19 protein-coding genes are annotated in these 21,204 nt (G+C 69.2%); 12 read left to right on the top strand and 7 right to left on the bottom strand.

Annotated elements, in window-relative coordinates; all coding sequences use genetic code 11:
• Positions 1 to 274: 274 nt before the first annotated feature.
• The 4 genes from AC1PZ7_RS08345 to hemC form a co-directional block, all read right to left on the bottom strand.
• Entirely contained in the window at positions 275 to 1,882 is a 1,608-nt protein-coding gene (locus AC1PZ7_RS08345; RefSeq protein ID WP_482359009.1) for a heme biosynthesis HemY N-terminal domain-containing protein, read from the bottom strand.
• Complete coding sequence (locus tag AC1PZ7_RS08340; RefSeq protein WP_482359008.1) at positions 1,879 to 3,288, bottom strand: COG4223 family protein; 1,410 nt, start codon at positions 3,286 to 3,288, stop codon at positions 1,879 to 1,881. Before AC1PZ7_RS08340 ends, AC1PZ7_RS08345 begins: the two co-directional genes overlap by 4 nt.
• A gap of 95 nt (positions 3,289 to 3,383) precedes the next feature.
• Positions 3,384 to 4,103 carry a uroporphyrinogen-III synthase gene (locus tag AC1PZ7_RS08335; protein ID WP_482359007.1) on the bottom strand — a complete coding sequence of 240 codons (720 nt, stop codon included), beginning with the start codon at positions 4,101 to 4,103 and terminating at the stop codon, positions 3,384 to 3,386.
• Positions 4,104 to 4,105: 2 nt separating this feature from the next.
• The gene (hemC, locus tag AC1PZ7_RS08330) at positions 4,106 to 5,035 is read right to left on the bottom strand and encodes a hydroxymethylbilane synthase (protein ID WP_482359006.1); all 930 of its coding nucleotides are present in this window, start codon (positions 5,033 to 5,035) and stop codon (positions 4,106 to 4,108) included.
• A gap of 62 nt (positions 5,036 to 5,097) precedes the next feature.
• On the opposite strand from hemC, the gene tsaD reads away from it, so the two are divergent.
• The 4 genes from tsaD to AC1PZ7_RS08310 are packed head-to-tail and all read left to right on the top strand — an operon-like array spanning position 5,098 to position 8,273.
• Positions 5,098 to 6,174 carry a tRNA (adenosine(37)-N6)-threonylcarbamoyltransferase complex transferase subunit TsaD gene (gene tsaD, locus AC1PZ7_RS08325; RefSeq protein WP_482359005.1) on the top strand — a complete coding sequence of 359 codons (1,077 nt, stop codon included), beginning with the start codon at positions 5,098 to 5,100 and terminating at the stop codon, positions 6,172 to 6,174.
• Complete coding sequence (locus AC1PZ7_RS08320) at positions 6,174 to 7,163, top strand: NAD(P)H-dependent glycerol-3-phosphate dehydrogenase (protein WP_482359004.1); 990 nt, start codon at positions 6,174 to 6,176, stop codon at positions 7,161 to 7,163. The genes tsaD and AC1PZ7_RS08320 overlap by 1 nt, the downstream gene beginning before the upstream one ends.
• 1 nt (position 7,164) lies before the next feature.
• Positions 7,165 to 7,584, top strand: a complete 420-nt coding sequence (locus AC1PZ7_RS08315; protein ID WP_482359003.1) for an EVE domain-containing protein — start codon at positions 7,165 to 7,167, stop codon at positions 7,582 to 7,584.
• The gene (locus AC1PZ7_RS08310) at positions 7,581 to 8,273 is read left to right on the top strand and encodes a class I SAM-dependent methyltransferase (RefSeq protein WP_482359002.1); all 693 of its coding nucleotides are present in this window, start codon (positions 7,581 to 7,583) and stop codon (positions 8,271 to 8,273) included. Before AC1PZ7_RS08315 ends, AC1PZ7_RS08310 begins: the two co-directional genes overlap by 4 nt.
• Positions 8,274 to 8,286: 13 nt before the next feature.
• On the opposite strand, the gene AC1PZ7_RS08305 is transcribed toward AC1PZ7_RS08310, so the two are convergent.
• Genes AC1PZ7_RS08305 through AC1PZ7_RS08295 form a run of 3 tightly spaced genes read right to left on the bottom strand, consistent with a single transcriptional unit; the run spans position 8,287 to position 12,705 of the window.
• Complete coding sequence (locus AC1PZ7_RS08305; protein ID WP_482359001.1) at positions 8,287 to 9,408, bottom strand: siderophore-interacting protein; 1,122 nt, start codon at positions 9,406 to 9,408, stop codon at positions 8,287 to 8,289.
• 4 nt (positions 9,409 to 9,412) lie between these two features.
• Complete coding sequence (locus AC1PZ7_RS08300; RefSeq protein ID WP_482359000.1) at positions 9,413 to 10,534, bottom strand: ABC transporter substrate-binding protein; 1,122 nt, start codon at positions 10,532 to 10,534, stop codon at positions 9,413 to 9,415.
• A gap of 11 nt (positions 10,535 to 10,545) precedes the next feature.
• Positions 10,546 to 12,705 (bottom strand): TonB-dependent siderophore receptor, encoded by a 2,160-nt coding sequence (locus tag AC1PZ7_RS08295; protein WP_482358999.1) that lies wholly within the window; start codon positions 12,703 to 12,705, stop codon positions 10,546 to 10,548.
• 282 nt (positions 12,706 to 12,987) lie between these two features.
• Between AC1PZ7_RS08295 and AC1PZ7_RS08290 the strand changes: the two genes are divergently transcribed.
• The 8 genes from AC1PZ7_RS08290 (at position 12,988) to AC1PZ7_RS08255 (ending at position 21,204) form a co-directional block, all read left to right on the top strand.
• Positions 12,988 to 13,665, top strand: coding sequence for a TetR/AcrR family transcriptional regulator (locus tag AC1PZ7_RS08290; RefSeq protein ID WP_482358998.1), 678 nt, complete (start codon positions 12,988 to 12,990; stop codon positions 13,663 to 13,665).
• Between the two features lie 200 nt (positions 13,666 to 13,865).
• Entirely contained in the window at positions 13,866 to 14,555 is a 690-nt protein-coding gene (locus AC1PZ7_RS08285; protein WP_482358997.1) for a GntR family transcriptional regulator, read from the top strand.
• A 44-nt stretch (positions 14,556 to 14,599) separates the two neighbouring features.
• Positions 14,600 to 15,574 (top strand): TRAP transporter substrate-binding protein, encoded by a 975-nt coding sequence (locus AC1PZ7_RS08280; protein ID WP_482358996.1) that lies wholly within the window; start codon positions 14,600 to 14,602, stop codon positions 15,572 to 15,574.
• Between the two features lie 56 nt (positions 15,575 to 15,630).
• Positions 15,631 to 16,131, top strand: a complete 501-nt coding sequence (locus AC1PZ7_RS08275; RefSeq protein WP_482358995.1) for a TRAP transporter small permease — start codon at positions 15,631 to 15,633, stop codon at positions 16,129 to 16,131.
• Positions 16,131 to 17,408 carry a TRAP transporter large permease gene (locus AC1PZ7_RS08270; protein ID WP_482358994.1) on the top strand — a complete coding sequence of 426 codons (1,278 nt, stop codon included), beginning with the start codon at positions 16,131 to 16,133 and terminating at the stop codon, positions 17,406 to 17,408. Before AC1PZ7_RS08275 ends, AC1PZ7_RS08270 begins: the two co-directional genes overlap by 1 nt.
• Before the next feature lie 8 nt (positions 17,409 to 17,416).
• Entirely contained in the window at positions 17,417 to 18,487 is a 1,071-nt protein-coding gene (locus AC1PZ7_RS08265) for an L-idonate 5-dehydrogenase (RefSeq protein WP_482358993.1), read from the top strand.
• A 33-nt stretch (positions 18,488 to 18,520) separates the two neighbouring features.
• The gene (gene uxuA / locus AC1PZ7_RS08260) at positions 18,521 to 19,738 is read left to right on the top strand and encodes a mannonate dehydratase (protein ID WP_482358992.1); all 1,218 of its coding nucleotides are present in this window, start codon (positions 18,521 to 18,523) and stop codon (positions 19,736 to 19,738) included.
• On the top strand, positions 19,735 to 21,204 hold the full coding sequence (locus AC1PZ7_RS08255) for a mannitol dehydrogenase family protein (protein WP_482358991.1): 1,470 nt from the start codon (positions 19,735 to 19,737) through the stop codon (positions 21,202 to 21,204). The genes uxuA and AC1PZ7_RS08255 overlap by 4 nt, the downstream gene beginning before the upstream one ends.

The raw sequence follows: 21,204 nt of genomic DNA, 5'->3' as shown, positions 1-21,204 counted from the left end.
GCGCGCCTGCCTACATAGGTGATACCCCAGCCAGAACAGGGCTTCCGGCATGTTGGCGCCTCGTCAGCGCCTCGCCGGTTGGAGTGCGGTCAGGACGGATGTACTCCGGCCGCGTTCTTTCCCTCCGGCCGCTAGACGAGCGGCCGGCCACTGGCCGGGGAACTTCTCCGAAAGAAAAGACCGCGCGCCGCAGGGCGCGTATTTTCGCGAAAGGACAGCGCGCCGCAGGGCGCGCTTTTCTTTTGTGCCACGTCTGACGCCGCGCCGCCCGCCCTCACACGCCGTAGGGCGGACGCGCGCCGCGGGCCGGCTCGTCCGAGAATGAGCCGTCGGGACCGGGATCGTCCGGCAGATGCGGCATGGCCACGACCGGCGAGGCGGCGGCGCGGGCGGCGGGCCGGGCCGGCTCCGCCTCCGTCCCGGCGGTGTCGCTCTTGAGCGCGTCCGTCTTCACGTCCGCCTCCGGCGCCAGGCTCGCCGCGCCATCCTCCGCCGTCAGGTCGATCACCGGCGCCTCCGGCGCGGGCGCCGGGCGGGCCTCGATGGCGGCGGCGATCGCCGCCTTCACCCGCTCGGCCTCGTTCTCCAGCATCGGCGTCGTGGCGACGCCGGGCGGCAGCTTCCATTCGAAGGCATCGAGCTTGCCGGTCACCGGCGAGACCGGACCCCAGGCCTCGGCCACCACGCCGTCGGCGACCCAGGCCGGGTCGCGCTGCGCGCGCACCGCGCGGGCGGTCCATTCGCGGGCCTTGCCGACATCCCCGTTCTCGGCGGCTTCCAGCTCGGCCATCAGCAGGCAGGTGCGCTGCGTCGGTGCGGCCAGCAACGGCGCCAGCGCCGTGCGGGCGACGTCGAAATCCTGCGCATCGATGGCCGCGCGGGCGAGCGCCATGGCGCTTTCGGGATGCGCCGGCATGCGCGCGGTGAGGGTGCGGATGCGCTTGAGCCGCTCGCGCGAGGCATCGCCCGGCCGCAGGTGCAGATAGGCATCGGCGAGGTCGGGATGCGGCGTCGCGGCATAGGCTGTCTCGATCACCTTGGCCGCCTTGCGCGCGTCGCCGGCGGCACCGAGCAGGCGCCCGGCGATCTCCGCCGCCGGCACCAGTGTCGGCGCGAGGCGGGTCGCCTCCTGCGCCCGCTCGCGGGCGGCCGCGGGATCGGACAGTTCCAGCGCCTGCGCCTGCGCGGCGAGCAGCACCGCCCGCCGGCGCCGGTGCGCCGGCCGGTCGAGCCCGCCATGCGCGGCCTCGCGCTCCAGCATGGCCAGCGCCCCGGAGAAATCGCCGTTGAGGCAGCGCGCCTCGATGACCGCATCGGCGGCCCAGGCGAGGCCCGGCTCGTGCCGCGCGGCCTCTTCCGCCGCCTGCAGTGCGGCGCTCTGGTCGCCGCGCCGACGCGCCTCGACATGCAGGCCGCGCAGCCCGAGCAGGCGGGTGCCCTGCGTCTCGGTCATCGCCCGGAACACCGCCTCGGCCCCGGCCGCGTCGCCGGAGAGTTGGGCGGCCTGCGCCGCCAGAAGCTGGCTCAGCGGCTCCTGGCCCAGCAGGCGCTGCGCGTCGTTGGCGGCGCGGCGCGCGCCGACGGCATCGCCCGAGCCCACCGCGACGAGCCCGCGCGTCACCGCCGCCCAGCCGCGATTGCGGCGCCGATTGCGCCAGGAGAAGGCGATGAGGTCCGGCGAGCGGACGATCATCCGCAGCAGGGTCCACAGCAGAATGGTTGCGGCCAGCAGCGCCAGCAGCGCGCTCGCGGCGACGAGGATGCTGGTCTCGATCTGCCAGCCCTGCCAGTCGATCATCACCGCGCCCGGACGGTCCGCCAGCCAGGCGACACCGAAGGCGACGAGGGCGAGAACGAGCAGATAGACGACAAGCCGTATCACTGGGCTCCTCCCGCGAGAGTGGCGAGCACGCGTTGATCGAGATCGGCGATGGTGGCGAGCGCCGCCTGCCGCGCGTCAAGGATGGCGAGGACCGGCTGCGCGGCGGCGCGCTCGGCATCGGGCAGCGCGGCGAGCGCCGCCTGCGCGGCATCGACATCGCCCCGCGCCAGCGCGGCTTCCGCCCGGGCGAGGCCGGGCGAGGCGACCGCCTCCTCGGAACGGCGCACCGTGACGAGATTCTGCGCGCTGTGCAGCAGCCGCGCGACCACGCCGTCATCGGCCGGTGCGGCGGCGGGCGTCGCCTGTGCCGGCGCGGGGGCGGTCGCGGCCTTGAGCCGGTCGGCCAGCGCCGGACCGGTGGCGAAGCCCTCCGGCGCCGAAGCCTCCAGCGCGGCGAGCGGCGCGCCCTCCTCGGCCAGCAGCGCCATCGAGGCCTTCAGTTCCATGGCGAAGGGGCGGCCCGATGCCACCGCCTCGCGCAGGGCACGCAGCGCCACGAGCTGCGCCGCGCCCTGCCCGCTCGCGCGCTGCGCGGTGGCCGTGGCGGCAAGCTTGCTCTCCAGCGCGCCGATGCGGGCATTGGCGGCGTCCAGATCGGCGGGCGAGGCCGCCGGCGCGGGTGCGGGCAGCGCCGCCACGCGCTGCTCCAGCGCCGCGACCTGGCCCTTCACCGCTGCCACCTCGTCCGGCGTGGCGGCCGGGGTCACAGGCGCGGCGATCTTGTCCTCCAGCGACCCGACCCGGCCCGCCAGCGCGGCGAGATCCTGCGCCGAGGCGCCGGACGGCCCGCCCGGGACGTCGCCGGCGGGAGCCGCAGCGGGAAGGCCGTCGACCTTCTTGCCGAGCGCATCCAGCCCGCTTTCCAGAGCATCCAGCCGTGCCGCCAGCTCGGCCGGCGCGGCGGTGTCGACCGCCGGGGCCTCGCCGCCGCGCGCCTCGAGCGCCTCGACACGCTGGCGCAGATCGACCGCGCGCGCCTCCAGCTCGGTGATCGAATCGATGCTGTCTTCCGCGCTGTAGAAGGTGGAAACGACGGCAAGCGCCACGGCACCGCCAAGCACGCCCGAGATCAGCGCCACGATGAGTCCGCCGAAAAGGCCGAACTGGCGCACCGGACGTGGACCAGACGGCGGCGAGCCGGCAGCTTCCGGCGCGGCCGCCTGCGGCCCGGCTTCGGCGCCATCGACGTCGAGCACCGGCACCTCGCCCTCGGGCTTGGTACCTTCAGGCGCGACATTCTCAGGCTTGGCCGCTTCCGGCGGCAACGGTTCGGCGGTCGCCGCGTCGTCGGAGACGGGCGTCACGTCCTTGGCAGAGAGATCGAGGGTCGGCGGCGAACGGCGTCCCGGCTTCGCGCCCGCCTCCGCCTTGTCCTGCTGGCCGCTGTTCGGATCGTCTTTCGCCACGTCCCTACCTCTGCCTTGATAAAGCGCCGGACCGGCCCTTGTTCCCGGGATAGACCGCCTGCCCCCACGCCGCAACCTCGGGAGAGCCCCATGGTCTACCCCCCGAGCAGGGCGAACAGGCCATCCTCGGTCGGCTCGGCGGCGATGCGAGTCGGCCAGCCGGCGGCGGCGAGCGGCGCCGCCACATTGGCCGAGAAGCACAGATGCTCGACATGGCGAAAATGCGTCGCCGCCCCCGCCTGCGCCGCGCGCAGAGCCAGCGTCGCCGCCGTGCGCGGCGAAAAATGGAAGGCGGCGTCGATCCGTCGCTGCGCCGCCGCCGCCAACGTCTCCGGCGCCAGCACCGGCGCCTGAAGAGTACGGTAGATCACGAAAAGTTCGGTGGAAATGCCGTCATCCGCGAGCGCGGCACCAAGATCCACCGCTCGCTCTTCCCCCGCGACATAGAGCAGCCGCGCCCCGCGCGGCAGTTCCGCGCGCAGCAGCGCCGCCAGCGCCACCCCGTCGCCGCCGGCGATCCGTACCTCGGCGAAGCCTCCCGGCGCCGCCGCCGCGGTCCGGCGGCCGACCGCATAGAGCGGCAGTCCGGCCAGCGCCGGCAGCTCCGTCCGCGCACCCAGAAGCCGCGCACCCAGAAGACGGGCGCCATTGACGCTGGTCAGCGCCACCGCGTCGAAACGTCCCGCCGGCAGGCGTGCCTGCGGCAACGCCTCCACCGTGAGCATCGGATCGACGAGGGCCGTGTGGCCGGCGGCGGCGAGGCGCGCGGCGGTCGCCCGCGCATCCGGCTGCGGCCGAGTCACCAGAACCCGCATGGTCAGCTCGGGATCAGCTCGGGCGGCACCATGGCGCGCATCTCCTTGCCGGAGGCGATGCCGAGCTCCAGCGCCCGATTGGCCGGCCCGTAGCGCACGAGCTCATAGTAGCGCGTACCGTCGGGCGAGAGCACCGCGCCGCGGAAGCGGATCTCGTCGCCGACGACCTCGGCCAGCCCGCCGATCGGCGTGCGGCAGGAGCCGTCCAGCTCGGCGAGATAGGCGCGCTCGACGCGCAGCGCGAGCCCGGTGGCCGGGCAGACCACCGGCACGATCAGCGCGTCCACCGCGATGTCGCCGAAGCGGGTCTCGATGGCCACCGCCCCCTGCCCGACGGCCGGCAGGAAATCCGTAGTCTCCAGCACCGAGCTCACCTTGTCGGCCAGGCCGAGCCGGGTGAGCCCCGCCACCGCCAGCAGCGTCCCGTCGAATTCGCCGCTCTCGACCTTGGCGAGGCGGGTATGGACGTTGCCGCGCAGCAGCGAGACCTCGAGGTCCGGCCGCAGCCGGCGCAGCTGCGCCTCGCGGCGCAGCGAGGCGGTGCCGACCTTGGCGCCCGGCTTGAGGTCGCGCAGCGCCACACCCTCGCGCAGGATCAGCGCGTCGCGCACATCCGCGCGCGGCAGGTAGCCGACCAGATGCAGCCCGTCCGGCAGCCGGGTCGCCATGTCCTTGGCCGAATGCACCGCAAGGTCGATCCGCCGCTCCAGCAGCGCCTCTTCCAGTTCCTTGGTGAAAAGTCCCTTGCCGCCGGCCTCGGCCAGCGCGCGATCGGTGATGGCGTCGCCGGTGGTGCGGATCACCTGCACCTCCACGGCTTCGGCCGGCCAGCCATGCGCCTTGAGCAGGGCATCGCGCACCGCATGCGCCTGCCAGAGCGCGAGCGGGCTGCCGCGCGTGCCGAGCCGGAGTCTGGGAAGCGATTGCGTCATGCGGTCCTGCGGTGCTAGCGGTTTGGTGCCGGTTCAGATCACTGTCCAACCATATAAAGTCAATGAGCGATCTTCTCCTCCTCGGGATAGAAACCACCTGCGACGAAACCGCCGCCGCGGTCGTGCGCCGCCGCGGCGACGGCACCGGCACGATCCTGTCCAATGTGGTGCATTCGCAGACCGAGGACCATGCCGCCTATGGCGGCGTGGTGCCGGAGATCGCCGCCCGCGCCCATGTCGAGATCCTCGATCATGTGATCGCGCGGGCGCTGCGCGCGGCCGGCGTCGGCCTGTCCGAGCTGAACGGCATCGCCGCCGCCGCCGGCCCGGGGCTGATCGGCGGGGTGATCGTCGGGCTCACCACGGCCAAGGCGCTGGCGCTGGCCGCCGGCAAGCCGCTCATCGCCGTCAACCATCTGGAAGCGCATGCGCTGACCGCCCGGCTGACCGACAAGGTGCCGTTCCCCTTCCTGCTGCTGCTGGTCTCCGGCGGACATACCCAGCTCGTCGCCGTCACCGGCATCGGCGAATACACCCGGCTTGGCGGCACCATCGACGATGCCATCGGCGAAGCCTTCGACAAGACCGCGAAGATGCTCGGCCTGCCCTATCCGGGCGGCCCGGAGGTGGAGCGCGCGGCGCTCAAGGGCGATGCCTCGCGCTTCGCCCTGCCGCGCCCGCTGCACGGCAAGCCGGTGCCGGATTTCTCGCTGTCCGGCCTCAAGACCGCCGTGCGGCTGGAGGCGCTGAAGATCGCGCCGCTGGGCGAGGAGGACGTCAACGATCTGTGCGCCTCCTTCCAGGCCGCCATCGTCGACATCCTGTCCGACCGCGTGCGCTGCGCACTGCGGGTGATGCGCGAGCGCGGGCTGGTGCCGAACGCGCTGGTGCTCGCCGGCGGCGTCGGCGCCAACCAGGCGGTGCGCCGCGTGCTGCACAAGGTCGCCGCCGATGGCGGCACGCGTCTCGCCGTGCCACCGCCGGAACTGTGCACCGACAATGGCGCGATGATCGCCTGGGCGGGGGCCGAGCGGCTGGCGCGCGGCCTCACCGACGACCTCGACACCTCGCCGCGCGCCCGCTGGCCGCTGGCCGAGGTGGATGGCGCCGGCCGCGGCCCCGTGGGGCGCGGGGCCTGATGCCGGAACGCTTCGCGTCCATCGGCGTCGTCGGCGCCGGCGCCTGGGGCACCGCGCTCGCCAATGCCGCCGCCCGCGCCGGGCGCGAGGTGGTGCTGTGGGGGCGCGACGCCGAGGCGATCGACGCCATGACGCGCCACCGCACCAACGCGGCGCACCTGCCCGGCGTCGAGCTGGCCCCGGCGGTCGCCCCGACGACCGCGCTCTCCGCGCTGTCGGGGGTCGACGCGGTGCTGCTGGTGGTGCCGGCGCAGGCGAGCCGCGGCGTCGCCGCCCTGCTCGCCCCGCATCTGGCCGCCGGCGTTCCGGTGGTGACCTGCGCCAAGGGCATCGAGCGCGGCACCGCGCTGTTCATGACGCAGGTACTCGCCGAGGCCTGCCCTACCGCCACCCCGGCGATCCTCTCCGGCCCGAGCTTCGCCGCCGACGTCGCCGCCGGCCTGCCCACCGCGGTGACGCTCGCAAGCCGCGACCTCGGCCTCGCCGCGGCGCTGGCCGCCGCGCTCGGCTCGTCCTCGTTCCGGCTCTATCACAGCGACGATGTGCGCGGCGTCGAGATCGGCGGCGCGGCCAAGAACGTGCTCGCCATCGCCGCCGGCATCGTCGGCGGGCGCCGGCTCGGCGCCAGCGCCGGCGCGGCGCTGATCGCGCGCGGCTTCGCCGAGCTGATGCGCTTCGGCAAGGCCTATGGCGCGCGGGCCGAGACGCTCACCGGACTGTCGGGCCTCGGCGACCTCATCCTCACCTGCTCGACGGCGCAGTCGCGCAACTACGCGCTCGGCCTCCGCCTCGGCGAGAGCGAGGGCCTGCACCCCACCGGTCAGCTCGCGGAAGGCGCGCTGACCGCCAGCGCGCTGATGGCGATGGCCGATGCGCGCAGCGTCGACATGCCGATCGCCCGCGCCGTCGAGGCGGTGCTGGCGGGGCGCAGCGACATCGAACAGGCGATCGGGTCGCTGCTGGCCCGCCCCCAGAAAGCGGAAGCATGAGATGGCGCACTGGCTCTACAAGTCCGAACCCTTCAAATGGTCCTGGGACAATCAGGTCGCCGCGAGCGCCAAGGGCACGCATTGGGACGGGGTGCGCAACCACCTCGCCAAGCAGCAGCTGCTCGCCATGAAGACCGGCGACCGGGGCTTCTTCTACCATTCCAACGAGGGCAAGGAGATCGTCGGCATCGTCGAGGTGATCAGGGAGGCCTACCCCGATCCTTCCGATCCCACCGGCAAGTTCGTCATGGTCGATCTCAAGGCCGTCGAGGCGCTGAAGAACCCGGTCTCGCTCGCCGCCATCAAGACCGAGCCGCGCCTCGCCGAGATGGCGCTGCTGAAATATTCCCGCCTGTCGGTCCAGCCCGTCACCGACCGGGAATGGGACATCGTGCTCGAAATGGCCGGCGGAACACGGTGACGCGGCGCGCCATCGCCGATCCGCAGGCCTTCATACGCGCGGAAACGTGTCTCGTCGCGCCGCCACTGGTGCCGGAAATCACGCTCCACCTCGCCGCCGAATCGCTGCCCATCTGGCAGCGTACCGAGGAGGAGCTGGGCGAGATCGGCCTGCCGCCGCCCTTCTGGGCCTTCGCCTGGGCCGGCGGGCAGGCGCTCGCCCGCCACGTCCTCGACCATCCCGACATCGTGCGCGGCAAAGGCGTGCTCGACTTCGCCGCCGGCTCCGGGCTGGTCGGCATCGCCGCCCGCAGGGCCGGCGCGCGCGCCGTCGCCTGCGCCGACATCGACCCGTTCGCCCACGCCGCCATCGGCCTCAACATGGCCGCCAACGCGGACCCGCTGGCGACGCCGGACACCCCCGCCGCCTGCGACGTCACCGTTATCGTCACCGATGTCGTGGGCACGGATGCCGGCTGGGATGTCGTGCTGGCGGGCGACATCGCCTATGAGCGCGACCTCGCGGCGAAGGTCTTCGACTGGCTGGAAAGCCTTGCCGCGCGCGGCGCGAGCGTGTGGATCGGCGATCCCGGCCGCTCCTATCTGCCACGCGAGAGGCTGGAGAAGATTGCCGATTATGGCGTGCCCGTCTCGCGCGACCTGGAGGACGCCGAGATAAAGCACACCAGCGTCTGGCGCCCACGCCGCTAACGCCCGTCACTGTCTATGGCAGATAGGCGTCGGCACCGATGGCGATGATCTGCTCTTCGCTGAAGGTACGATTCCAGTGGGAATAGAGCGTCTGGCGCTCCGCAGGCAGGCCCACTTCCTGGCGCAGCATTCGATGGATCTGCCGGAACGCCTTGTGCTCGCAGCCGCCCCAGAAGAAGGCGCGGTCGAGATCGGACGGCCAGGCGACCGAGCGAACCGCGTCGAGAAGCAGGCAGGTCGTGCCCGCAGGAGCGCCGGCGCGATGCAGCCAGCGCAGCTCGATGCCCGCAGGATGGATCAGCGGCAGTTGCTCCGACGGGTTGTCGACCTCGATGCAGGCAAGCCCGCGCGCGCCCTCGGCGAGACGTTCGAGAATGCGCGCGATGCCGGGAAGGCCGGTCTCGTCGCCGGCGAGCACATAGAAATCCGCCGGCTTCACCCCATTGGCGGCCGGCCCCAGAATGCCGACGATATCGCCCGGCTCCGCCTCGATCGCCCAGCGTGTCGCCGGGCCGGGCCGCTCATGCAGGGCGAAGTCGATGGTGATCTCGCCGGCGGCGGCGTCGATGCCTCTAATGGTGTAGACCCGCGTCGCAAGCTTCTGCCGGCGCGGCCATACGACATGGCCGCGATCGTCCAGCACCGGCCATTCGGGCGCCGAGACGCCCTTGGGCTGGAAGATCAGCCGGCAGTGCAACTGGTCCGGGCGATCGTAGCGTGCGAGATCGTCGCCCTTGAAGGTGATGCGGCGCATGCGCGGCGTCAACGCGCGCACCTGTGCGACCTTCAGCACGCGCAGGTCGTCCGGCGGAGCGGGGCCGATCGCGTCCCCGGTCCAGACGATATCCAGCCGCTCGCCGGCGGCGATGAAGGTGATCGGTCCGACCAGCGCATGCTTCAGCCGGTTGAAGGCCGTCCGGTCGGACGTTTCCACCGCCAGGTGCAGCAGGCCGGGACGCGCGTCGAGCCGCGCGCGCCCGAAGGGACCTGTCACCTCGTAGATCCCGTCCGCCCCGGCCACGCTCATGTCATGCGTGGCGATCGAGGCGAGGATCGGGTCGAGAAATTGGGTCAGCCGCGGGAAGACGACACTCGCCGTCGCGCGAAAGATGCGCGGCTCCGGGGACGTGTTCATCGTGCTATCCCTCCTTCTGCAGCGAGATCCAGAGCGGGCCGTCGATCGGCTCGGCGAGGAAGCGCTCATTGATCTGCGCAAGCGTCGCCGCGGGATCGATGTCGCCGCAGCGATCCGGGTGCAGCCACCTCGCCGCGGCTTCGATGAAGAGCACATTGAGCGGTGGCACACTGATCAGCCCGGTCCAGACGGCATGGACGCGACCGCGACGTACGCTCGCCATCTGGTCGAAGCCGGTCCGCTCGATCAGGCGCGACAGCGCCGCGTGCGCCGCGTCGGGATCGAGCCCGGGTCCGATGGCCGGGCGGCGGCCGGCGGCCCAGCCGCCGCCCGAGGCGATGTAGACCTCGTGCGGCGTACTGATGAGATATTCCAAGTGCAGCTTCTGGAACCACGGCGCGGTGACCGCAGGCAGGGTCCGGCCACCTGCGAGCCCGAGCAGGTCGCCCCAGATCCGGTTGCCCGCCGCCCAGCAGCAGTCGTCGACGGTCGACTGTATCTCCAGATAGGTGGTGACCGGCGGGGCGCCCGCCAGCAGCCCCCGCACCCGTTCGACATGCCGGTCCACGAACGCGACATAAGCGTCGGCCTTCTCCCGCGCGCCGAGAAGGTCTCCCCACATCCGCATGAGAATGCGCAGATCCGTGATCGGGCCCTCCCGCGTCGCCCCGCTGAGCGTATTGCTCGACGCATCGCTGAAGACGACCGGAATGCCATTGCGCTCCAGCCATTCCACCAGCGGGTCGCGTGGCCCTTCCGGGGCCATGAAGACATTCGCCACCACGAGATCGGGCGATAGGCTGGCGATCATCTCGCGGGAGATCGAGTCGGAGGTCATCTGGCCGACGGTCGCGATCCGCCGGCCTCCCTCGATGCGGGCTTGCAGCGCCGCGCTGTCGATACGCTCGGCCGCGGCCCAACCGACGACGAGCGCGGCGGGGTCTGGGTGCAGCAGCGCCATGCTGAGGATGTCCCGCGCCTCCAGCAGCACGATCCGCTTCGGCGGCGCGGCAAGAAAGACCGTGCGGCCCGCCATGTCGGCGACCGCGATCGTGTCCGCACGCGCCGGGCCGGCGCCCAGCAAGCCACCGAACGCCAGCGCACCGCAGAAGCGGCGCCGGTCCATGTCCGGGCCGGCTACCATGTGTAGCGCAGGCCGGCCAGTACGAGACGCCCATTGCCGAACTGGCAGTAGATGTCGGAACTGCAGCTGGAATAATAATCGACGTCGAACAGGTTGGTGACGTTGAGCGTGCCCTGCAGGCCCTGCAGACGCGGGGCCAGAACGCCGAAATCATAGCGCAGCGCCGCATCCACCAGCGTGTAGCCATCGACCTTGAACGTGTTGGCATTGTCGGCGTAGCTGGAGCCGACGAAGCGCACGCCGCCGCCGACCATCAGGCCCCTGAGCACGCCGGCATCGAACGTGTAGCTGGCCCAGAACGAGCTGAAATAGTTCGGCACAGCCTGCGGATGCTTGCCGATATCGGCCGCGACGGTCGACTGGGTGATCGTGGTATCGAGCAGCGTGACGGCCGCGATCAGTTCGAGATTGCTGGTCAGGTTGCCTCTGGCCTCGAATTCGAGACCGCGCGAGCGGATCTCACCCTGCTGGACGTTGAAGCCGGGAATAACGTCCTGGGTCAGCACGTTCTGCTGGCGGATGTCGAAGGCGGCGACCGTGAACAACGCATCGAGGCCCTGTGGCTGATATTTGAGGCCGACCTCGTACTGCTCCGCCGTGGTGGGCACGAAGGGGGTGCCGGCGGCATCCACGCCGATCACTGGCTCGAATGAGGTCGAGTAGCTGGCATAGGGCGCCAGTCCATTGTCGAACAGATAAAGCAGGCCGGCCCGATAGGTCGTGGCCTCGCTCGCCTGTTCCGAGGAGGTGTCCGCCAGCAGGTTGTCGGTGTCCTGCCGCAGCCAGTCATGCCGCACGCCCAGCACGGCATGGAAGCCGCCGAAGGCGAGCTGATCCTGCGCATAGAGGCCGGTCTGCCAGAGCGACTGATCGCTGTCGATCACGGTCGCCAGCGGGCCGACGGGCTGGCCATATTGCGGGGCGACGACATTGAGCGGCGTCGCCGCGCCCATCAGATATTCCCAGCCGCTCGACGAATTCTGGTAGTCGACGCCGAGCAGGACCTTGTGCCGGACCGCGCCGGTGGCGAAGTCGAGCTGGACATGGTTGTCGGAGGAAAGGCCTCCCACATCCTCGATCGACTGCACCGCATAACGTGGAATGAGCCCGGCTGCCGTGATCGGGCCGGCCATCTGCAGCGACTGGAAATCGACGTCGACATGCGCGTAGCGCAGGCTCGACCGGAAGGTCAGAAACTCGTCGAAGCGGTGCTCGAACTTGTAGCCGATGCCGTATTGTTCGCGCTCAAACGCATCGAAGGCCGGATCGCCGATGTTCAGCTCGCGGTTCAGGAAGGGCTGATAGGCCGCCGGCGCCAGCGCGCTCGGATAGAGCGAGTTGAAATAGCCGCCATCCGGGTCCTTCTGGTAGTAGCTGTACAGGGTCAGCGACGTGTCGGCGTCAGGCTGCCATTTCACCGCCGGCGCAACGCCGACCCGCTCCTCGTCGACATCGTCATATTGCGTGCCGGCCTGACGGCCGAGGGCGCTGAAGCTGTACTGCCAGGTGCCATCCTCGGTCAGCGCGCCGCGCGAGGTCAGCCCGCCCTGGATGCGGCCATAGCTTCCGCCTTCGAGGCGGACCTCGTTATACGGCTCGGCCGACGGCGCGCGGCTGATCTGGTTGACCAGGCCGCCGGGGCTGACCGCTCCGTAGAGCACCGCGGACGGCCCCTTGAGCACATCGATGCGGTCCAGCAGGAACGGGTCGATGGCGGTCTGGGCGAAGGCCTGCCCGCGCGGCAGCTTCAACCCGTCGAGGAAGCTCACATAGTTGGTCGCCGTGCCGAACGACCCGAAGCCGCGGATGAAGATCGAATCATAACGGCCATTGGTGTCGCGATCCGACAGCACGCCGGCGGTGTAGCGCAGCGCCTCGCTGACGGTTTGCGGGTTCTGCTCGTCCATCTGGCGGCGCGTGACGCTGGTCACCGATTGCGGCGTCTCCAGCACGGGCGTGTCGGTGCGGGTAGCGGTCGAGCTGCGCTTCAGAAGCAGGGTGTCCCGGCTGTCGGACGGCTCGGCGCCATCCTCCACGACCGTGACAGTATCGAGCTGTATGGCTGCGTCCTCAGCCGAGGCGGCACTTACGGCGACCAGCAATGCGCCGATGGATACGGCGTGCCGCCGCCCGAACATCCTACGCTGGGTCATCATGTCCTCTCGGAATCGTTCCCGTCTTGCCGATCCGGCGTGTGCGCGGCGCGCACGTGACGGCATCAGCTCCAACAGCGCCCCGAATATCTAAACGGGACGATCCCGTCCAGTTTAATCATGCGATATATCAATAGATTAGAATTGGAACTGATTGCGATTGGCGCTATGGAACGCGGCGTGTCATGCGGCGGATGTCGCCGCACTTGTCGGCCTCCCGCACCCGCGCGGCAGGTACGCGACAGGCACGCGGCATGACAGCCGGCACCAATGGGGGTGAGCATGGTCGAACGGAAGGTGGCGCGTCGGGGGCAGCGTGGCGGTCGTCCGTCGCGGGGAAATGCGCAGGAGCCCGTCGAACGGATCCTTGAGACCGCGACCCGCCTGTTCGCCTCCCGCGGATTCGCCGGCACCTCGATCGATCAGGTCGCGGCCCTTTGCGGAGCCGGCAAGGACACGATCTATCGACGTTTCCCGTCGAAGGTGGCGCTGTTCGAAGGCGTGGTCGAACAAGCGCGTGCCCGTGCGCTCGCACGGCTTCAGGAACTGGCGCCGATCGAAGGCGGGGCGATGGAACGCTTGAGCGGCCTGCTGCGCACCTTCCTGTCGATCAACATGGAGCCGGAACTGATCGCGCTGAAGCGCATAACCTTCAGCGAGGCCGTGGTGTTTGAAAGATCAGGGCCGGTCCCCTCGCAGCCGGATCCGCTCATGGCGCGCCTGGTCGAGACAGTCGTCGCGGCGCAGGCGGAAGGCGTGCTGCGGACGGGCGACCCGGAGAGCATTGCCGCCCACCTCATCCACAGCCTGGTATCGATCCCGACCGCCGATGCCATGCTAGGCGGTAGCCGCTACGGCGAGCCGGAAGCGCTCGACCGGCATTTCCGGACGGTCTGGGAGTGGCTCATGACGGGCGTGGCCGCCTCCATGCCCGAACCAGCAAGCGCGCGCGCCGGATGACGGCCGGTTCAAGCGGCACCCATCCAACACCCTCCGCGCGGCGCAAATAGATCTCCACCGCAGGAGTGCGGGCGCGGACGCTGCAACGCCCATCCCGCTGCGATCCGTCACGACAGGGAACCAGGGAATAAGGGGATCGCCACGCCTTCTTGACTTGTATGGTAGTATGCAAGATGGTGAGCGTAGGCAGGAAACAGAAAATGCAACTCGCCAGATTGGATGCCGCATCGCTGCAGACGGTGCGTTTGAGCGTCGTGGATCAGCTCTACGCGACCCTCCGCGGCGCGATCATCGACAATGACCTCAGCCCCGGCACCCGGATCTCGGAAACCGAGATCGCGCAGCATTACGGCGTCAGCCGTCAGCCGGCGCGCGAAGCTTTCATCAAGCTCGCCAATGAGGGGCTGCTCGAAATCCGCCCGCAGCGCGGCACCTTCGTCGCGAAAATCTCGCTGCCCGCCGTCATGGACGCTCGCTTCGTGCGCGAGGCCGTCGAAGCCGACATCGTGAAGCTGCTGGCGCAGGCGCCCGAACCGGCGCTGGTCGCTGACCTGCGCAGCCACCTGGTCCGTCAGCGCGACATTATCGGCGGCTCGGCCCGCGACTTCATGGAGGCCGACGAGGCCTTTCATCACACTCTTGCAGCTGGCGCCGGCAAGGAGAACGCCTGGCGGGTCATCGTCGAGATGAAGGCGCAGATGGACCGTGTGCGCTTCCTGTCCAGCGTGCATTTCTCGGTCGCGCGCCTCGTCGATCAGCACACGCAGCTGGTCGAAGCCATTGCGGCGGGCGATGGCGCCCGCGCCGAGCAAGCGATCCGCTCTCACCTGAGAGGCATTCTGCAGGACCTGCCGGTCATTGAGCGGGAACACCCCGAATATTTCCGCTAGCCCTCCGGCCCACCGCCGGAAATCAAAAAAACGAGGAGGAAGCAATGAAGTTCAAGACGATCGCGCGACTGGCGGCCACCTGCGCCGCCCTCACGCTGCTCGGCGGCGCCGCCATGGCGGACGTAACCCTCAAGCTCGGCCACCTCGCCAATGAGGAGAACATTTGGCACAAGGCCGCCCTAAAGTTCGGCGAGGAGGTCCAGGCCCTCTCGGATGGCCGCGTGAAGGTGCAGGTCTATCCCAACGAGTCGTTGGGCAAGGAGATGGATCTCATCAACGGCATGCAGCTCGGCACCGCCGACATGACGATCACCGGCGAGAGCCTGCAGAACTGGGCGCCCAAGGCTTCGCTGCTGGCGCTGCCCTATGGCTATCGCTCGCTGGAGCACATGGACAAGGTCGCCTCCGGCGAGATCGGCAAGCAGATCGAGGCCGAGATCATCGAGAAGGCCAGCGTGCGTCCGCTCACCTATTTCGCGCGCGGCCCGCGCAACCTTTCCGCCAACAAGGAAATCAGGACACCGGACGAGCTCAAGGGCTTCAAGCTGCGCGTCCCGAATGTGCCGATCTTCGTCGCGGCCTGGCAGGCCATCGGTGCCAACCCGACCCCGATGGCCTTTTCCGAAGTGTTCACCTCGCTGCAGAACGGCACGGTCAACGGCCAGGAGAACCCGCTCGCTCTCTTCAAGTCGGGCGGCTTCTACGAGGTGCAGAAGGTCATCAACAAGACCGAGCATGTCCGGTCCTGGATCTATCTCGTCATCTCCGAGCGCACCTGGAACAAGCTGTCCGACAAGGACAAGGAAGCGGTGCTCGAAGCCGCCAAGCGCACCCAGGTCTATGAGCGCAAGCTGTTCCTCGCGGACGAGGCCGCGCTGGTGCAGGATCTCGAAGGCCGTGGCGTGACGTTCGTCGACGTCGACAAGGAGGCATTCGCCGCCAAGGCGCGCGATGCGGTTATCAATGCCGTGCCCGCCTCGGTCCGTCCGCTTGCCGAGCAGATCTTCACCGGCAACTGACACGCCGGTAGCGGCCGGCTCGACCGATGAGCCGGCCAGCTCGCGCGGAGGCATTCATGACACGCTTGTTCAAAGGGCTGGAGGGGCTGTGCCGCCTCCTGATACTGGCGGCATTTCTTGTACTGTCGGGCTCGGTGCTGCTGCAGGTGTTCGCCCGCACCTTCCTCTCGACCGCCCCGGTGTGGACGGAGGAACTGACCCGGTTTTGCCTGATCTATATCGGCGCCCTCGGCGCCGGGCTGGCGCTGCGCAGCGGCGACATGGTCAATGTCGATCTGCTCTGCGAAAGCCTGCCGGGCCGCCACCCCTGGATATTGCGGCTCCTCTGCGCGCTGCTCACGGCCGGTTTCGCCTTGGCGCTGATCCCCGCGGCCTGGGATTACACCTCCATTGGCGTTCGCCAGACCGCTCCCTCGCTGGGATGGCGCATGGATTTCATCCACGCCGCCATGCTCGTGCTGTTCGTCACCCTGGCGCTGTGGTCGCTGATGCGCGTCTACGAGATGCTCGCCGGCCGCCAAGACGGCCGTCCAATTCCGATCTCGGGGGACGAGTGATGGGCCTCACATTGTTGCTTTGCACCTTCGTGGCCGGCCTCGCCATCGGCCTGCCGGTAGCGGTCACGCTCGGCATATCCTCGATGGTCTATCTCGTCTTCGCGGACATCCCGCTCGTGGTGATTCCGCAGAAGATGTATGCCGGAATGGACAGCTTCGTGCTGCTCTGCATCCCCGGCTTCATTCTGGCCGGCAATCTCATGAACTCCGGTGGCATTACCGAGCGCATCATCCGCTTCGCCAATGCCCTGGTCGGCTGGATGCGCGGCGGCCTTGCGCACGCGAATATCGCAGCCTCGATGCTGTTCGGCGGCATCTCCGGCACGGCGGTGGCGGACGTCGCCTCGGTCGGCGGCATGATGATCCCCGGCATGAAGAAGGCCGGCTACCCCGCCGCTTTCTCGGCGGCGGTCACGGCGGCCTCCTCGACGGTCGGCCCGATGATCCCGCCGAGCGTGCCGATGATCATCGTCGGCTCGCTGTCCGGCCTTTCGGTCGGCAAGCTGTTCCTGGCGGGCGCGGTGCCGGGCGTGCTGATGGGCTGCGCCATGATGGTCACCACCTATTTTCTCGCGAAGAAGCACGAGTTCCCGCGCGAGGCCTGGAAGGGCCTGCGCGAACTGCTCACGTCCTTCGCGGGTGCGATCTGGGCGATCGCCATGACGGTGCTGATCGTCGGCGGCCTGCTGCTCGGCATCACCACGCCGACCGAGACCGCCATCGTCGCCTGTCTCTATGCTGTCGTGGTGGGTCTCTTCGTCTATCGCGAGCTGCCCGTCAGCCGGATTCCGAAGATCATCATCGACAGCGCCATCAGCTCGGCGGGCATCCTTGTGCTGGTCGGCACCGCCAATGTGTTCGGCTGGATCCTGGTGGCCGAGCGCATCCCGCAGATGCTGGCCGATACCGTGCTGTCGATCACCGACAACAAGTTCCTCGTCATCCTGCTGATCAACATCCTGCTGCTGTTCGTCGGCATGTTCATGGAGACGATCGCGGCGCTGATCATCCTGTTCGTGCCGCTGCTCACCCTGGCGACGGCGGTCGGCATCGAGCCGCTGCACTTCGCCTGCTTCGCCGTGCTGAACCTGATGATCGGACTGACGACGCCGCCCGTCGGCGTGTGCCTGTTCGTGGCGGCCAACATCGCCCGGCTGCCGCTCTCCCCGGTGATCAGCGCCGTCGTGCCCTACATCGTCACCAACATCATCGTCCTTCTGATGGTCAGCTATTTCGCTCCGCTGGCGACCTGGCTGCCCAACCTGCTGATGCCCTGAGGTCCGCCATGAGTGATGAAAGTCTTACCCGCGTGGTCCGTCTCCACGCGCAGGACGATCTGCGGATCGAAACCCTGCCGGTCGCCGCCCTTCGGGCCGGCGAGGTACGGGTCTCGGTGCTGGCGGGCGGCATCTGCGGCTCGGACCTGCATTACTGGCACGAGGGCGGGATCGGCACGATCCGCGTGCGCGAGCCGATCATCCTCGGCCATGAGGTGGCGGGACGCATCGAGGCGCTGGGTTCCGACGTCACGGGGCTCGGGATCGGCCAGATCGTGGCGGTCAATCCCTCACACCCCTGCGGCGAATGCGAGTTCTGCCGCAAGGGCCTGCCGCGCCATTGCGCGAACATGCGCTTCAAGGGCTCGGCGATGTACCTGCCCCATGAACAGGGCATGTTCCGCGATCACCTCGTCATCGGTGCCGCGCAGTGCTTCCCCATGCCGGAGGGCATCACGCCCGGCGCGGCCGCGTGCAGCGAGCCGCTCGCCGTGTGCCTGCACGCCGCCAATCGCGGCGAGGCCGTCGCCGGCAGCCTGAAGGGCAAGACGGTGCTGGTGACCGGCGCGGGGCCGATCGGCGCGCTGTGCGTCGCGGTCGCCCGCCAGCGTGGCGCGGCCGAGATCATCGTTACCGATATCCAGGACGCGACGCTTGCCATTGCCCGCCAGATGGGGGCGGACCACATCGTCAACACCGCCCGCGAGCCGGAAGGCCTCGCCCGCTGGCAGGAAGGCAAGGGCCAGGTCGACCTGGTCTTCGAGTGCTCGGCCGCGGCGGCGGCGATCCGCGACGCGGTCGGCGTGCTGCGTCCGCTCGGCACGCTGGTGCAGGTCGGCGTCGCCGGACCGACGCCCCTGCCGCTCAACGTGATGGTGGGCAAGGAGATCCTGTTCGTCGGCTCGCAGCGCTTCGACATCGAGTTTGCCGAAGCCGCCGAGCTGATCGGATCCGGCGCCATCGATCCGCGCCCGATCATCACCTCGACCTATCCGATCAGCGAGGCGCTTGCCGCCTTCCACGCGGCTTCCGACCGCTCGGCCTCGGTCAAAGTGCAACTCGCCTTCGCAGCCAGCTGACGGCGCGAGCTACCAAGAACGAAAGACGACCTCATGAGACAAACCTGGCGCTGGTTCGGCCCCAAGGACCTCTGCTCCATTGACGACATGCGGCAGGCGGATGTGGAAGGCGTCGTGTCGGCGCTTCACCATGTGCCGACCGGGGCGGTGTGGACGCCGGAGGAGATCGCCCGCCGTCAGGCCGAGATCGGCACCATGACGGATGGCTCGCCCTCCTCTCTCACATGGGATGTGGTCGAGAGCCTTCCGGTCTCCGAGGACATCAAGCGCCAAAGCGGCGCATGGCGCGATCACATCGCCAACTGGAAGACCTCGATGCGCCACCTGCGTGCGGCCGGCATCGAGGTGATCTGCTACAATTTCATGCCGATCCTCGACTGGACGCGCACCGACCTCGCCTATCGCCTGTCCAATGGCGCGACCTGCATGCGCTTCGACGCCGTCGACTTCGCGGCGTTCGACCTGTTCATCCTGGAGCGTGTCGGAGCGAAGGAGAGCTATTCGCCCGAGATCGTCGAGACGGCGCGCGAGCGCTTCGCCGGCATGTCGGAGACCCGCAGGACCGAGCTTGCCGGCAATGTCGTGTTTGGCCTTCCCGGTTCGGCCGAGGCGATGTCGATGGACGACGTGAAGGGCCATCTCGCGCGCTATGACCGCATCTCGCCCGCCAAACTGCGCCAGCATCTGATCGACTTCCTGTCCGAGGTCAGCCCGCTCGCCGAGGAGATCGGCATGCGGCTGTGCTGCCATCCCGACGACCCACCGTTTCCGCTGCTCGGCCTGCCGCGCATCATGTCGACGGAAGCCGACTACCGCGCGGCGATGGCGGCCGTGGATATTCCCGCCAACGGCATCACCCTGTGCACCGGCTCGCTGGGCGCGCGCGCCGACAACGATCTGCCGGGCATGATGGAGCGCCTCGGCGGCCGCGTGCACTTCCTTCACCTGCGCAACGTCGCCCTGGAGGAGCGCCATCTCGGCGGCTCGTTCCATGAAGCGGCGCATCTCGAGGGACACACCGACATGGTGGCGATGATCGCCGCCATTCTCGCCGAGGAGAAACGCCGCAAGGCCGCAGGGCGCACCGACTGGAACATGCCGTTCCGACCCGACCACGGCCAGAACATCCTCGACGACCTCAAGCGGGGTGGCCAGCCGGGTTACCCCTCGATCGGCCGCCTCAAGGGCCTTGCCGAACTGCGCGGGATCATGACTGCGCTGTCGCATCCGCGCGCCAGGGCTACGCAATGAACCGGCTCTCAGCCACCGCCATTCCCGCGGGAATGGCCGAATGGCCGCGCTACCGGCCGGAGGAGTACCGGGCGGGAATCGTGCATCTCGGACTTGGCAATTTCGCCCGGGCGCATCTGCTGGCCTATACCGACGAGGTGTTGGCCAGCCGGGGCGGCGATTGGCGGGCGATCGGCGTGTCGCTGCGCGGCACGTCCGTCGCCGAGGCGTTGAACCCGCAGGATGGGCGCTACACGCTGATCGTCCGCGGCCAGCAGACCCATGCCCGGGTGATCGGCGCGCTGAAACACGTCATTTCCGGCACGCATATGGCGCGTTGCGCGCTGACGGCCATGACCCGCCCGACCTGCCGGATCGTCAGCATCACCGTGACGGAGAAGGGCTACGGCATCACCAGCGACGGGCATCTCGACCGCGCGCATCCGGCCGTAAGCACCGATCTTGCCCGTCCCGAGGCACCGGCTGGTGTCATCGGGCTGATCGTGGCGGCCCTGGCGCAGCGTCGGGCTGTGGGGATCCCGCCCTTCACCGTGCTGAGCTGCGACAACCTCTCGCATAACGGGCAGAAGCTGCGAACGGCGGTGCTGGAATTCGCGACAGAGGTGTATGGCGAGGACGTCGCCGGCTGGATTCTGGAACAGGTGCGCTTCCCTTCCACCATGGTCGACCGCATCACCCCGGCCTCGACCACGGAGACCTTTGCCGCCGCCGCCACGCTGATCGGCCATGAAGATCTCGCCGCGGTCGAGACCGAGGCGTTCCGGCAATGGGTAATCGAGGACGATTTTGGTGCCGGCCGGCCCGAGTGGGAACTTGCCGGCGCGCTATTCGTGAGGGATGTCGGCCCTTACGAGCAAATGAAGCTGCGCATGCTCAATGGCGCGCATTCCGCGCTGGCCTATAGCGGGCAGTTGTCCGACAAGACCTATGTGCGGGACGTGATGTCCGATCCCGGCCATGCCGCTCTGGTGCGTCGCCATCTCGAGGCCGCTTCCGCTACCCTACGCGGCCTGGCCATCGATCTCGATGCCTATGCCACGGCCCTCGCCGAGCGCTTCGCCAACCCCTCGATTGCCCACGCCACCGCGCAGATCGCCATGGACGGCACTCAGAAGCTGCCACAGCGCATCACCGCCCCCGCGCTGGAGGCATTGGAAGCCGGAACCCCCATTCGTCCCTTCGCCTTCGCGCTGGCGAGTTGGGTCGCCTATCTCGCGCGCCGCGATGCCTGCGGTGTTCCCATCCGTGTCGATGATCCGTGTGCCGATACGCTTCTCGCGGCGGTCTCCAATGGCAGGGATGCGGCGACGCTGCTTCCGGCAATTGCCGCCGCCTGCCCGGACATCCTGCCGGGCGCTCTCAATGCCGGGGCCTTCGGCGCGACGCTGACGGAACTCCTCGACGCGATCCTGCGCGAGGGCATGACAGCGGTCATCGCCCGCGAAGCAACGCTGGACGGGGAGTGA

The sequence above is a fragment of the Ancylobacter sp. TW_SC_1 genome, from assembly GCF_056836805.1.
Note: the sequence above shows the minus strand (reverse complement) of the source record. Positions and strands in the feature narration are given on the sequence as shown.